Here is a 13,125-nt window from a genome sequence, read left to right on the forward strand (position 1 = left end):
ACCCGTCTTTGATGTGGCACAAACTAGCGGTGAACCAGTGTTAAGTGCTAAAGACTTTGTCAAAGAAAATTTGGCCGATCATCAGAATGTGACAAGCTTATATAACGCGTTCAAAGATTATTTAAACCAGCAAACCGACCTTAAAGTCAGTGAAGTGCCTTTAGCGACGCTAAATGGGGCTAAGGGGTATTTTCAACCCAGCACTAATGAAATCGTCATTGGTGGCGATGAGCCCGACAATGCTTTGAAACTAAAGACGTTATACCACGAATATGCGCATAGCCAGCTACACGGCTTAAAATCAGCCTTTAAAGATCGGCCACGAGCCTATCAGGAAACCCAAGCCGAAGCGGTTGCGTATGTTGCCATGCAAAATATTGGTGTTGATACTAGTAACTACTCACTCGGGTATGTGGCTACCTGGGCTAAAGATAAAGCCGTGATCCATAGCGCTTTAAGTGAAATCCAGCAAGTTAGTAACAAAGTGATTGAGCTTAGCGACGGGTTAACCAAACAATTAGGCTTACAAGAAGCACAAAAAGAACCTGAGCATGATCTAAAAAAGCTATCAGCTCAGGAACTTAATAAGTCCTATCAAGGCTTGCAACAACAAGTTTAGCAAGCAAGAAACCCACAACAAAAATCAGAACTAAAAAACAAGCTAAATGATATACACCATGAAATCAGTAAGCGAACTCAAAAACAGCTGCAAGCATTTGCTGAACAGAATCCGGAGATCAAACAACCTGAATCCGAACTTGATCAAAGTCTAAAACGTTAGCCAGTTTTTAAAGGTCATGCTCTAATGTAATAGAAAAGGGAAGCCTTGCGCTAACAAGACTTCCCATGCAAGCCGCTTCAAAGGCGGTGGCAGAAATTTAATAAACGATTTTAGCTCGTCCTGGGACCTCTCGTTAGGCTGATAGTTAGTGATGATATTCTTGAGTTCATCAGCGTGACGCCCCATCAAAGCATCGTGGAGATCGATGTAGGTTTCATAAGCTGTTTTGAAGGCCGGAAACGTATCGGTTCCAATATCAATAGCGTTCTGTTCGGTCGAGTACTCATTCAGGCCGAAGAGGTAGCGGCTCTTTTGTGCGTCAGGGTTGGCCTTGTGGAATAGGCGCCATAGTGATTTCAGTACTTTATATTCCCACGAATGCTTGTCGAGTTGCTTTAAACATTGAGTGCGAATGGTACCCATTGTCCGGCCCATTAATTGAATAATGTGGAACCGATCAATAATGAGTTCGGCGTTAGGGAATAGTTCGTGCACGAATGCCTGATAGGAGGCGTTCATGTCCATGATGACGCGTGGAACCGCGGCCCGTTCTGCGGTGCTGTACTGTACTGACTAAGAAAGAACTGTTTGATGGTTCTATTAAGGCGGTCGCTAAGTACTTTAACTGATTTGTGAGTGTCGGCGTCAATGCAAATAAACGACATGGAGCCGTGCGTGGAACGGAATTCATCAAAGCATAGATTAATCGGTAACCGGCGGCTCGCGTGTGGATGAATATTAGCCGTCAAAATACGCTGAACTGAGTTTGTCGAAATACCGGTGAGACTGGCGATAGTCTTAGCCGGGAGTGATTTACTGGCTAGCTTCAGCACATGAGTCGCTAGTCCGTGACCGATGGCGTGGTTGGTTGATACCACTGGAGTGGTGGCCGTACAAGTGCTATGGCAGTTACTACAACGCCAGCGTTGCTTGTTTAGCTCTAGAATTACGGGTCGGTCCATGGGTCCTGCAATGTGGACATGAGTGAGCTTGTGTCCGTTAGGGTGCAACGTATTGTATCCACAGCTGGGACAGCGCCTGAGTGTGTAGGTAAGCTCTGCCTGGATGATCAAATACTTTTTGCGACCCGAGCCCCGACCATGAAATTCCTCACGAGTACCGAACACCTGAATGTTTGTGTCTGTAATTTCCAGTAATTTAAGTGTATTATCTAGTTGAGACATCTATTCCTACCCCGCTTATCTTGAGTTTCGTCGCTTAAAGCATAGCACTAGGGAGGCTTAGATGCCTTTTTTTGTTATCAAAAAGGGCCTAGTACTTTTGGAATGGAAATACTTTCCAACACCAAAAATTCTAGACCCGTTTTGGATGTTGGCGAACTGGTAGGTAAACTCGGATTTGGATTGCGGGTTCAGCGTCCGTCTCCAGGAGTACACGAAGTCCTGGGCCGTCACCGCGTGGCCGTTGCTCCACTTGCCGTTCTGGTGCAGGTCGATGATGTAGTGCTTGCCATCCTGAGAAATGGTGGTCTTTTTGGCCAGGGCGTTTACGGGTTGACTGTCGGCGTTGAGCCGGTACAGGCCCTCGCCGACCTGGCTCAGCTGGTTGGCCGAGACGCTGTCGGTGACCTTCGCGGTGCCGTTCTCGGGCCTGGTCTTCTTCTTTGAAGCCAACGCCTTCAAGGACATCAGCCTCTTTGAGGTCGTTAAGATCTTCTTCATCGGGGGTATCTTCGCCCTGATTGCGACGCTGTTTCTCTACCAGCTCGTCAGCTTCAGCCAAACCAGTCAGATGACGGGCATGCTGACACTGGGCGACTCGTTGTCGATCGGGGTGGTCGAGGAACTCGGCAAGCTGCTGATCACGGCGTACTTCATCGACCGGCTCAACGTCCAGCACATCCTAGACGGCCTGCTGATTGGGGCCGCGGTCGGTGCGGGCTTCGCGGCCTTTGAAACGGCCGGCTACATCTACGGTGCCGGTAACCAACTGGTCGAGGTCGCCATTCTGCGGGGCTGGTCGGCCATCGGGGGTCACCTGGTCTGGGCAGCCATCGCCGGCGGGGCTATCATGGTGGTCAAGCGGACGAAGCCGTTTAAGGCCAGTAACCTGCTAGACACCCGTTTTCTGGTCTTCTTCGTCCTGGCGATCCTGCTCCACGCCGCCTGGGACTGGGACATCGGCCTGATCGACCCGTACCTGAAACTGATCTTCCTGATCGTAATCGCTTGGATCATCGTGTTTGTCCTGATGAATGCCGGGCTCAAGGAGATCGAGCACCTGCAACAACGGCAAGTGGAATAGGCGTTCACCGCGCATTAAAGAGTGTTAAAAAGGGAAGTTGGCGGTTTGGCCAACTTCCCTTTTTAGCGCCCACTCAACCAGAGGAGGCCATAGGCCAGCACAGCGGCCCAGAGGAGAAAATCAATGACGTGGAAGAATTTTTGGGTCATGGGTCACGGCTCCTGAGAAATGACGTGAAGGTTGTGCGGCGTAACCCCCGTGGTTGTCGGGTGGTGTTCTAAGTAGGTTTGAATCAGGTCGACCACGCTGGTATTGATCTCGCGAATGACCTTGCGGGCGTTAAACATTGGGTAGTCCCCGCCGCCGTTGCCCCGGTACTGGTTCATGACCACGTCGAGGGGCTGGTCCGCCGTGACGGGGGCGTCGTGGTAGGTCAGCCGGGTGACACGCTGGCCCACCGGTTGCCGCAGGTCGAAGGTGTAGTCGATGCCGCGGTAGACGTCGTAGTTGTAGAGCTCGACCTTGGGCGTCGTGAAGGCGGGGGACACGCCGATGTGGCCCTGGTCATCGCAGGTGAAGAAGCTGGCACAGCGTTCCAGGGCCGCCTTCAGGTCCGCCCCGGTGATCCGTTCGACCACCAGGGTGTTGGGGTAGGGATAGCTGTTTAACAACTGCCGCCGGGTGACGTTCGGCGCAAAGCCCTGGACGTCGTCGTTAAAGAGGGCGGTCGCGGCAACGTCGACCTGCCCGGCAGCGGCTTCTACCTGGTTGACGAAGTTCAGGTAGGCGTGGCCGTGCAGGCGCGCTGCCAGGTGGTCGGTCACCTCGAGGCTGGCCCCGGTCAGGTGCCCCAGGGGTTGGTCCAGCCAATCCTCCACGGTGGCCTGTAACGGCGCTAGTTGGTGGGCCAGCGCGGGTGCCGGTGCGACGGTGGCCGTCTTCAGCAAGCGGGCCTGGCGGTCAACGATGGCTAGGTCGTCGTCGAGGGTCAGGTCAATCTCTCCGACGGCTACGGCCTTGTCCCCGGGTTGGGTCGTGGGGATACCGTGGTACACGCCGGCAATCTGCCGATGCTGGTGGCCCGTGATCAGCGCATCGATGCCGGGCACCTGGGTCAGGAGTTGGTACCCCTCATTTTCACCGGTCAGGCGTTCGGTCGGGTGCCCCGTGGCCGGGTCGGCCTCGAAACCGCCGTGATAGGCGACCACCACGACGTCCGCGCGTTGGCGGAGCTTAGGGACCCAGTGTTGGGCGGTGGCCAGAGCCGATTGAAAGGTCAGGCCGGTCAGGTGGGTCGCCGGTTCCCAGACGGGGATGTAGGCGGTGGTCAGCCCCAGAACGGCGATCTTTACCCCGCGTTTCTCAAAGATCTGGTAGGGCGCGTCGATGATGCCCTGGGCGTGGCCGCCGTCGATGTTGGCGCCCAGCAATGGATAGTTGCGGTCTTCCTCGCAGGCGCGCAGGTAGTCGAGCCCGTAGTTGAACTCGTGGTTCCCCAGGATACCGGCATCGACATGCAGCCGTTGGGCGAGCTTGGAGAACAGGGCCGCCTGCTGGGGCGCGGCGGTCGCCAGGTAGCTGGCCAGTGAGGACCCTTCGATCCAGTCCCCGTTGTCGATGGTCAGGACGATGTCGTCCGGGCCGGCCAGGGCCTGCTGCTCCTGGATCAGGGCCGCAGCGCGCAACCAGCCGTAGGGTTGGGTGTCGTCGCGGGCGCTGTAGTTGGTGGGAAACAGGTATCCGTGGACGTCACTGGTGGAAAGTAACTTGAGTCGACGCATTAGATCAACCTCTTTCGTAATTGTTCCGAGAGGGTATCGATCAGCAGGACCATCACGATGATGCCCAGCAGGATGATGCCGACCCGCGGCCAGTTCCGGGTCTGGATGGCGAAGATCATGGGTGTCCCGATTCCGCCGGCGCCGACCATCCCTAAAATGGAAGCGGATCGCACGGCGATTTCGAACCGGTAAAGGGTGTAGGAGATGAATTCCGGCATGATTGTCGGAATCGTGGCCAGGACGAACACCTGCGGGGCGTTCCCGCCGGCACTGGTGATGGCCTCTTCGGCCCCCCGGTCCATGTTTTCCAGCGACTCACTGAAGAGCTTGCCCAGCATCCCGATGGAGTGGATGCTGATGGCGAGCACCCCGGCGTAGGACCCGGGGCCCACCGCCTTGATGAACATGATGGCCAAGACGATTTCGGGGAACGTCCGGATCAGTGTCAGGATGACCTTCCCACTTCCGGAGCGCAGGTAGAAGCGTTCGTGGGCGGTGCAGGCGGCCCAGAAGGCGAAGGGCACGCTGATGACGGCCGAAACGATGGTCCCCAGAAAGGCGATTGCCAGCGTCTGGATCGTTAAGGAAGACAGATCCTCACCGCTGCCGTTGTAGACGTAGGCCCAGTCCGGGTGAAGCAGGCCCTTGACGATGGAATCGGACACGGTCTTGGCGGACGATTGCAGCCCGCTGAATTGCAGGCCGCCGATGGCCCAGGCGTAGATGGCGATGATGATGGCCACCCAGACCAGCCAGCGCCAGCGTTGCCAGAGTGAGCGTGGCGCGAATTCTTTGGATAAAGTCGTTTGCATTAGAGCAGCACCCTCCTTAGATGGTTGCTGACGCCGTCAATGACCATGACCACGACCAGCGTGGCTAAGATGATCACGGCGGTGGCGCTATAGTTGAATTGGTCGAGGGACCGTTGGAGGTAGACCCCGATCCCACCGGCGCCCAGGTACCCCAGGACGGTGGAGGCCCGGACGTTGATTTCCAGGGTGTAAAGGAAGTAGCTGACGAACTGGTTCAGGATCTGGGGCAACACGGCGTACCAGATGATGGTCACCTTGCTGGCCCCGACCGACTTCATGGCTTCCAGCGGACCCATGTCGATGGTCTCGATGACCTCGTAGAACAGCTTGGAGACCATCCCGAACGAGAAGATGGCCAGGGTGATGACCCCGGCCGTGGAGCCGATGCCGAAGACCGCGACGAAGATGGCGGCCAGCAACAGGTCGGGCAGGGTCCGGACTAGATCCAAGAAGAGCCGAATCAGGTTACGTAAGACTTTGTTACCAACCAGGTTGCTGGCGGCCAACAGGGAGAAGGGAATCGCGAAGGCGGCCCCAATCGTGGTCCCCAGGATGGCCATCTGGATGGTCTCGTAGAGGGGCTGGATGATGACCGACAGGTAGGCCCACGCGGGGTGGGACATCTGGACCAGTAGGACCGTGAATTGATTGATATTGGCGAGGAACATGCCAAAGTTGGCCCCGGTCGCCATGGAGGAGAGGATCAGTAAGACCACGATGGTCACCGTCCAGGCGATGGCACTGACGTGGTAGCGTTGCCGCCACGGGCGTTGGGGAATTTCAGGAGTACTCATATTACGCCTCCGGTTTCGTTTGATAGATCTGGTTCAGTCCCGCTTCGGTCACCTGGTCGATGGGTTCGTCGTAGACCAGTTCGCCGCTACGCAGCCCCACGATGCGGTCGGCGTATTCGCGGGCCAGCTCGACGGAGTGCAGGTTGACGATGACGGTGATGCCGTCTTCCCGGTTCAGGCGCTTCAGGGTGTCCATCACGGCCTTGGTGGTCCGGGGATCCAGCGAGGCGATGGGTTCGTCGGCTAACATGATCTTGGGATCTTGCATCAGCGCACGGGCGATGGCCACCCGTTGCTGTTGCCCCCCGGACAGCTCATCGGCCCGGGAGAACAGCTTCTTGGTCAGGCTGACTCGGTCGAGGGCTTGAAAGGCGCGCTTGCGGTCGTGGGGTGTGAACAGGCCCAGTACACAGCGCCAGGTCGGGTAGTAGCCGACCAGACCGGAGAGGACGTTCTTCTCCACGGTCGCCCGCTTGACCAGGTTGAAATTTTGAAAGATCATGCCGATATGGCGGCGCAGGTGGCGCAGGGCCTTGCCCTTGTAGTCGCTGACCGATTCGTTGTCGACCAGGACCTCGCCGGAGGTAATCTCGTGCATTCGGTTGATGGTCCGGAGCAGGGTGCTCTTCCCGGCCCCGGATAGGCCGACGACGACCAGAAATTGCCCCCGGGGGATGTCAAAGTTGATATCCTTCAGGCCGACCGTGCCGTTGTCGTAGATCTTGTTGACGTGCTTAAACGAAATGATTGGATTGGTTTGGGTCGCAGTTGCTTGCATCTTATTTCCCCCTCATAAAAAAGCAGCAAAGGCGGTTCACATCCCTTTGCTGCTTCTGGTGACGTCAGCACCGGTTACTTGTTCAGTGCTTCGGCCTTCTTGTCGTATTCGCGAATAATGTTGAAGTTACTGTCCTTAGAATCGGCGTAGCCTTCGTGTGAGTAAACGGTCGAGATGATCTCGTGACCCTTCTTGGTCTTGGCGATGGCCTTGAACGCTTCGGCAATCTTCTTTTGCCACTTAGCGGTCATGTCGCCCCGGACCGTGATGGTGTCGTTCGGAATCTTGCCCGTGGTGTAAATTGGCACCACTTGGCTCATGATGTTCGGCACATCCTTCTTGACCAGGTTCCGGGCGCCTTGGAAGACAAAGGCGGCGTCGGTGTTCTTGTTGTAGACGGAGAGCACCCCTTGGTCGTGACCCTTGACCTGCACGGTCTTGATGCCGTCCTTGTTGACGTTGATGCCGTGCTCCAGCAATTCAACGGCGGGGAAGATCCAGCCGGCCGTGGACGTGGTGTCTTGGACGGCGATCTTCTTGCCCTTCAGGTCCTTGATGGACTTGATGCCGCTATCCTTGCGAACCAGGATCTGGGACCGGTAGTAGTTGACCAACCCTTTGGTGGCTTGGTCGTTCGGTTCCTTCACACCGTAACGTTCGGCTTGGAGGATGGCCTTGTCATGGTACTGCTTGTGTGCGAGGACGTAGGCGTCAGGCGGCAGGAACCCAACGTCAACTTTCTTGGACCCCATCGCCTCAACGATGGTGTTATAGTCCGTGGAAACACTCACTGTAACGGGAATGCCCAGTTGTTTCTTCAACAGGCCTTCCAAAGGTTTAGCCTTGGCTTCGATGGTGCCGGCGTTGGAAGAGGGCACGAATTCAACGGACAACTTCTTCGGCGTATAGCCGGCAGACGTTGCGGAACTGGTTGAACTCGTGGCCTTTCCACAACCGAACAGGGTGATCGGAAGCGCTAATAGAGCCAGACCGAGTACGAGTAGTTTTGCCTTACCTCGCAAATGCATGTCACTCACTCCTCAGTTATGTAATTTTGTTGCGATGATTCTTTTTCATTCTAGCAAATAATTGAACTTTTGCAACGATAAGTTCTGATAAATTTCGTTATTAAAATAATTATAAAACGCTCAATCCTAAAAAAACGGAATGTAAAACGTGAAACCTGAACGATATTTATTTTGTTCGGGTCTAGAATTTTTGGTGTTGGAAAGTATTTCCATTCCAAAAGTACTAGGCCCTAATTTAAAAAGCCATTGATAATGGATCAAAAAAGGCCAATAGGGTATACCCTATTGGCCTTACTTATAAGAGAATTGCTATACAAATTTGTTCAATTTTCTTTCTTGAAAAATTAGTAAAAATATACCCCGAGAGCTTATATATCTCCCAATCTTAAATTATTAATATCTTGAGATTTGTGTACTTTAACATACTTTCTTAAGTCATGAATAGGGATAAACAGTTCATTTGCATCTATAGGATCATCTAAAGTCAATCCCATTCCTGTTTTTGGAATATTAGATTGAAAGGCTTATATGGCCGGGACCTGCTTCTCTTTGCACGTTTAGACTCGGTAGCCAGCTTACTCCAAAATATTCCGTATTAAACAAAACATAAGCTTCAAGAAGAAAAAAGACCAAGTCGCAACCGCAAAAACTATTAAAGTCGAATTGACTTTTATCAAAACAGTCGTACAATGTTTTTAATTAGATTAAAAGTATAAATTACTTTTAAATAAAAGCGATTTATACTTTTATTTAAAATAATTAAGCAAATGAGGTGCGGATTTTGAGAGTCCCAAATATTAAGCGGTCAAGTATCTGGAAGATTCGGTTGTCAACAGCAACGATGACGTTGATTCCTGCAGCAGTCGGAATTAATTATGTTGCCAAGGCGTTTGCCGAAGGATTAAAATTACCGGTTTGGTTAGGAACGTTGGGAACTTTTCTGGCAAGTATGTTAGCTGGCCCGGTGGCTGGTGCAATTAGTGGCTTTATTAATAATGTCATTTATGGATTGACGCTATCACCGGTTTCAACGGTCTACGCAATTACTAGTATTGGAATTGGGATTGCCGTTGGGGTCCTCCACGCCAAGGGATGGTTTTCATCCGCAAAGAAAGTATTCGTATCCGCTATTATTATTGCAATTGTATCTGCTGTCATTTCAACACCACTCAATGTCATTTTTTGGGGTGGCCAAACTGGGATTCCTTGGGGTGATTCAATTTTCGCTGCGATGATCGCTAATCACATTCCGGTTTGGATTTCATCCTTTACTGATGAATTTATTTTGGACATTTTGGATAAAGTTGTTGTTGCCTACTTGGCATTCTTTATCTATAGGCAACTGCCACAGCGAATGATTCGCTTTTTCAGGGATGATAAATAATGAATGAACTAAATTCAATTTTACAAGGTTCGGTAGCTCACCGTGGCTGGACGTCGGTAGTTGATCCGGTAACGAAATTATTGATGGCCCTTGATCTGGCCTTACTAAGCTTTTGTTTCACCAATTTGTTAGTTGAAATTGCGCTTGTATTCGTTGCGCTAGTGATTCTACTGATTTCGAAAGCCGGCAAGTCGGCGGTTCACGCAATTGAATTCAGCTCATTCTTAATTTTTACAATGCTGATTATTCAGGGCCTCTTTTACAGTCACAATCAGACTCTGTTGGTTTCAGTGGTCGGGATTCGATTCTATCAAGAAGGGCTGTTGTATGCAGCAACGATGGGGTGTCGAATTTTTGTCATTATTTTAGCAACCAGCTTTTTTATGACAACGACTACAGTGTCAGAAAATTCTAAATATTTGGAGCAGGTCGGTCTCTCCTATAAAGCAGTCTATGTATTGATGTCGGTTTGCTATATTTTACCGGAAATGATGGCCAACATGAAAAAAATTCAAATGGCGCAACGGGCACGTGGCATTAATCAACAGAAAACCATTCTTGAAAAGATTAAATCAATTTTACCAGTGCTGGTTCCGTTAGTGATCAAAACGCTTGATCAATCAATGGAACGGTCGATCGCCCTGCGATTACGTGGATTTAATAGTCCCCATCGGGTGGCACTAAAATCGGCAAATCTTTATCGGCACGAAATGGTTAATCATCGTGGCTTGAGTTTATTAGCAATTATATTGATTGGGTGGAAATTATGGATAATCGGCAGCAAATTCATTTAGAAAATTTAAGTCTACGTTACCGAGGGATTGAAAAATCCGCGCTAAAACATATTTCGGTTGACGCCGAATTTGGGCACGTTATTGGCATCATTGGTAATCATCATGCAGGTAAAACATCGTTATGTCGGGCATTAGCCGGAATTGTACCAACAATTATTTCAGGTGATGTAACGGGAACCATTCAAGTTGGATCATTATCGCCAAATTTGGATTGGCAGAAGTATAATCAGCAAACCGGTGTTGTGCTGCAGAATCCGGCTGGTCAATTGAGTGGGCTTGCCGATACGGTTGCCGATGAAATTGCGTTTGACCTCATTAATCAAGGAGTTCCAGCCGATCAAATTAAACGGCGAGTCCTCAATGTTGCCGATCAGTTGGGGTTAGGCGACCAATTAAATCAATCACCGGGAACGCTGTCTGGCGGACAAAAGCAACGGCTGGCAATTGCCACAGCAATCGTAACTGATCCGTCAATTTTGGTTTTAGATGATCCCACCAGTGAAATGGATCCACTTGGACGTCAGCATTTCTTCAGTTGGTTAGTCAGTGTTGAAAAAAAGACGATCTTCATTGTGTCAAATGAAGTCGACGATCTCTGTGAAATTGCTGACCAAATTTGGGTTCTGAAAGCTGGCGAGTTAGTTGCGGCAGGAAAACCGCTGACTGTTTTTAATCATCTGAAGCCGGACTGGCAGCTTGCTGAACCGACTGTGTTTCGATTGGCAAAATTAATGAAGTGGTCAATCCCTGGTGCAGCAGACGAATTTCCGGTTACCAATCAACAATTAGAGGAGGCTTATTATGCCGCAAATTGAAATTAGTGGGTTGCGTTACACTTATCCAGAACACTCATTTCAGGTGGAAATTGATCGGCAATCTTTTGACAGTCCACTAACCGCAATTGTTGGTCAGAACGGCGCTGGTAAATCAACTTTGTTAAAGTTACTGATCGGATTGATAACACCGCAAGAAGGGATCATTATGATTAATGGCGTTTCAATAGATGAGTTGAAACCACAAGCAAAGTTGAAACAAATTGGCGTGACATTTCAAGATCCAGATGATCAATTATTTAACGCAACGGTTCAAAAAGAAGTGGCTTGGGGGCTTTCTCAAATTGAATCGGATCAATTGATGATTAAAAAAGCGGCTGATCAAGCTTTGGTTGCGGTTGGATTAGCTGATAAAGCAGCCGAAAATCCATATGACCTTTCGTCATCTGAACGAAAGTTATTAACGTTTGCAACGGTTTTGGCCATTAATCCTGCAATTTATTTGTTTGACGAGCCGATGATGTCGTTAGACTGGCCCAGTCGAAAGCGAATGACTAACATTTTTCATCAACTTGTAAAAAGTGGTCATCAGGTGATCACGATTACTCATGATATGGATTGGGTAGCGGCTGAATTTTCGACAGTTCACGTGATGGCGCATGGTCAGATTGCCTTTTCCGGGACACCTTCAGCCTTATTTGGTAATTCAGGACTGGTTAAGCGGGTGGGATTGCTGCCACCAAGAATTATGACGATAACGAGTGCATTAGGTGATCACTCGGTTTATTTAACCCCAGAGGATTACTGCAGGAAGCATAAACAAGTTGCCAACAATTTAAATTGATAAAGATGATAATAGCAACATCTAATTAAAAGTAACAAACATTAAAGAGTAGGACGAAAGGCGGTTACGTGGCAGGAAGTTGCCTTTTGGCGCACGTTTCCGCTCGGTAATAATGATGATAATAGTAGCATTTAATTAAAAGTAATAAACATTAAGGATTGGTCATTGTGGTGACCAATCCTTTTGCATATAATGAAAATATTAACCTTGAATTTACACTTTAAGTGCAACACTAATTAAATAAAGAATGGCCCATGGCCAAATTTCTGTAAAATGATGTTTGCGAAAACAATCATGAAAAGAATTCAGCCATGGACCACTACAAGCATATTACCATAGATGAACGGGAAACTATCTTTTTAATGAGGAATCATGGAAACTCACTTCTTGAGATTGCCAGCCATATCAAGAAAAGTTACTCAACCATTTCTCGAGAATTAAGCCGTAATTCTACTGGTAAATCCTATTCACCTTCGAAGGCTCAGGAGAAGTACAAACAGCGCAAAGAGAAGCAGGTCCCGGCCATATAAGCCTTTCAATCTAATATTCCAAAAACAGGAATGGGATTGACTTTAGATGATCCTATGGATGCAAATGAACTGTTTATCCCTATTCATGACTTAAGAAAGTATGTTAAAGTACACAAATCTCAAGATATTAATAATTTAAGATTGGGAGATATATAAGCTCTTGGGGTATATTTTTACCAATTTTTCACGAAAGAAAATTGAACAAATTTGCATAGCAATTCTCTTATAAGCAAGGCCAATAGGGTATACCCTACTGGTCTTTTTTATTTCTGTGCTATACTAGGAATTATAAGTGTTCATTAGAACTGTCCAAAGGAGAATTCGAAATGGCTAAAATCGGTTATGCGCGTGTGAGTTCCAAGGAGCAACATTTAGATCGACAGTTAGCGGCTTTAAAAGACGTTGATAAATTATTTACGGATAAATTAAGTGGAGCTAACACTAATCGGCCAGAACTGCAAAAAATGCTGGCCTATATTCGTGAGGGTGATATTGTAATGGTCACTGAATTAGATCGCTTAGGCAGAAACAACCATGATTTGACTAAGATCATGAACTCCATTCAAAATAAGGGTGCCACCCTAGATGTGTTGAATTTACCGTCCATGACAGGGATTGCTG

The 13,125-nt window shown here is 49.6% G+C and carries 12 protein-coding genes and 3 pseudogenes; 8 read left to right on the top strand and 7 right to left on the bottom strand.

The genetic code is table 11. The features are described from left to right. Window positions 1-781: pseudogene (locus GB992_RS10700) on the top strand (hypothetical protein); the annotation flags it as partial. A 132-nt stretch (window positions 782-913) separates the two neighbouring features. Here GB992_RS10700 and GB992_RS10705 read toward each other — a convergent pair. Beyond that, window positions 914-1,965, bottom strand: a pseudogene (locus tag GB992_RS10705) (ISL3 family transposase); the annotation flags it as partial. Window positions 1,966-2,022: 57 nt separating this feature from the next. Continuing rightward, on the bottom strand, window positions 2,023-2,424 hold the full coding sequence (locus GB992_RS10710) for an ABC transporter substrate-binding protein (protein WP_238331121.1): 402 nt from the start codon (window positions 2,422-2,424) through the stop codon (window positions 2,023-2,025). On the opposite strand from GB992_RS10710, the gene GB992_RS10715 reads away from it, so the two are divergent. Then, on the top strand, window positions 2,378-3,046 hold the full coding sequence (locus GB992_RS10715; protein WP_161002430.1) for a PrsW family glutamic-type intramembrane protease: 669 nt from the start codon (window positions 2,378-2,380) through the stop codon (window positions 3,044-3,046). The two genes, GB992_RS10710 and GB992_RS10715, sit on opposite strands and share 47 nt — an antisense overlap. Before the next feature lie 152 nt (window positions 3,047-3,198). Here the strand turns inward: GB992_RS10715 and GB992_RS10720 are convergent, their stop codons facing one another. From GB992_RS10720 to GB992_RS10740, 5 genes are all read right to left on the bottom strand, one after another. Next, window positions 3,199-4,767 (bottom strand): bifunctional metallophosphatase/5'-nucleotidase, encoded by a 1,569-nt coding sequence (locus tag GB992_RS10720; protein WP_161002431.1) that lies wholly within the window; start codon window positions 4,765-4,767, stop codon window positions 3,199-3,201. Further along, a complete protein-coding gene (phnE, locus tag GB992_RS10725) occupies window positions 4,767-5,579 on the bottom strand; it encodes a phosphonate ABC transporter, permease protein PhnE (protein ID WP_161002432.1) in 813 nt (270 codons plus the stop codon). The genes GB992_RS10720 and phnE (GB992_RS10725) overlap by 1 nt, the downstream gene beginning before the upstream one ends. Continuing rightward, complete coding sequence (gene phnE, locus GB992_RS10730) at window positions 5,579-6,373, bottom strand: phosphonate ABC transporter, permease protein PhnE (RefSeq protein WP_161002433.1); 795 nt, start codon at window positions 6,371-6,373, stop codon at window positions 5,579-5,581. Before phnE (GB992_RS10730) ends, phnE (GB992_RS10725) begins: the two co-directional genes overlap by 1 nt. Before the next feature lies 1 nt (window position 6,374). Further along, complete coding sequence (gene phnC / locus GB992_RS10735; protein ID WP_161002434.1) at window positions 6,375-7,151, bottom strand: phosphonate ABC transporter ATP-binding protein; 777 nt, start codon at window positions 7,149-7,151, stop codon at window positions 6,375-6,377. Between the two features lie 74 nt (window positions 7,152-7,225). Continuing rightward, window positions 7,226-8,179, bottom strand: a complete 954-nt coding sequence (locus GB992_RS10740) for a phosphate/phosphite/phosphonate ABC transporter substrate-binding protein (RefSeq protein ID WP_045807341.1) — start codon at window positions 8,177-8,179, stop codon at window positions 7,226-7,228. A gap of 841 nt (window positions 8,180-9,020) precedes the next feature. Between GB992_RS10740 and GB992_RS10745 the strand changes: the two genes are divergently transcribed. The 6 genes and pseudogenes from GB992_RS10745 to GB992_RS10770 form a co-directional block, all read left to right on the top strand. After that, entirely contained in the window at window positions 9,021-9,563 is a 543-nt protein-coding gene (locus GB992_RS10745) for an ECF transporter S component (protein ID WP_100733233.1), read from the top strand. After that, complete coding sequence (locus GB992_RS10750) at window positions 9,563-10,357, top strand: energy-coupling factor transporter transmembrane component T (protein ID WP_161002435.1); 795 nt, start codon at window positions 9,563-9,565, stop codon at window positions 10,355-10,357. Before GB992_RS10745 ends, GB992_RS10750 begins: the two co-directional genes overlap by 1 nt. Beyond that, on the top strand, window positions 10,330-11,172 hold the full coding sequence (locus tag GB992_RS10755; RefSeq protein WP_161002436.1) for an ABC transporter ATP-binding protein: 843 nt from the start codon (window positions 10,330-10,332) through the stop codon (window positions 11,170-11,172). Before GB992_RS10750 ends, GB992_RS10755 begins: the two co-directional genes overlap by 28 nt. Beyond that, a complete protein-coding gene (locus GB992_RS10760) occupies window positions 11,159-11,974 on the top strand; it encodes an energy-coupling factor ABC transporter ATP-binding protein (RefSeq protein ID WP_161002437.1) in 816 nt (271 codons plus the stop codon). The genes GB992_RS10755 and GB992_RS10760 overlap by 14 nt, the downstream gene beginning before the upstream one ends. Before the next feature lie 311 nt (window positions 11,975-12,285). Beyond that, window positions 12,286-12,480, top strand: a pseudogene (locus GB992_RS10765) (helix-turn-helix domain-containing protein); the annotation flags it as partial. A 350-nt stretch (window positions 12,481-12,830) separates the two neighbouring features. Next, window positions 12,831-13,125: recombinase family protein (locus GB992_RS10770; protein ID WP_161002438.1), on the top strand; the 295-nt coding region annotated here is incomplete at its 3' end.

The organism is Furfurilactobacillus milii (assembly GCF_009863985.1).
Taxonomy (GTDB): Bacteria; Bacillota; Bacilli; order Lactobacillales; family Lactobacillaceae; genus Furfurilactobacillus; species Furfurilactobacillus milii_A.

What these genes read in the sequence shown, in the direction of transcription:
- GB992_RS10740 (WP_045807341.1), bottom strand. Translation starts at nt 8,179, where the DNA reads ATGCATTTGCGAGGTAAGGCAAAACTACTCGTACTCGGTCTGGCTCTA.
- phnC (WP_161002434.1), bottom strand. Translation starts at nt 7,151, where the DNA reads ATGCAAGCAACTGCGACCCAAACCAATCCAATCATTTCGTTTAAGCAC.
- GB992_RS10720 (WP_161002431.1), bottom strand. Translation starts at nt 4,767, where the DNA reads ATGCGTCGACTCAAGTTACTTTCCACCAGTGACGTCCACGGATACCTG.
- GB992_RS10760 (WP_161002437.1), top strand. Translation starts at nt 11,159, where the DNA reads ATGCCGCAAATTGAAATTAGTGGGTTGCGTTACACTTATCCAGAACAC.
- phnE (WP_161002433.1), bottom strand. Translation starts at nt 6,373, where the DNA reads ATGAGTACTCCTGAAATTCCCCAACGCCCGTGGCGGCAACGCTACCAC.
- GB992_RS10745 (WP_100733233.1), top strand. Translation starts at nt 9,021, where the DNA reads ATGACGTTGATTCCTGCAGCAGTCGGAATTAATTATGTTGCCAAGGCG.
- GB992_RS10750 (WP_161002435.1), top strand. Translation starts at nt 9,563, where the DNA reads ATGAATGAACTAAATTCAATTTTACAAGGTTCGGTAGCTCACCGTGGC.
- phnE (WP_161002432.1), bottom strand. Translation starts at nt 5,579, where the DNA reads ATGCAAACGACTTTATCCAAAGAATTCGCGCCACGCTCACTCTGGCAA.
- GB992_RS10755 (WP_161002436.1), top strand. Translation starts at nt 10,330, where the DNA reads ATGGATAATCGGCAGCAAATTCATTTAGAAAATTTAAGTCTACGTTAC.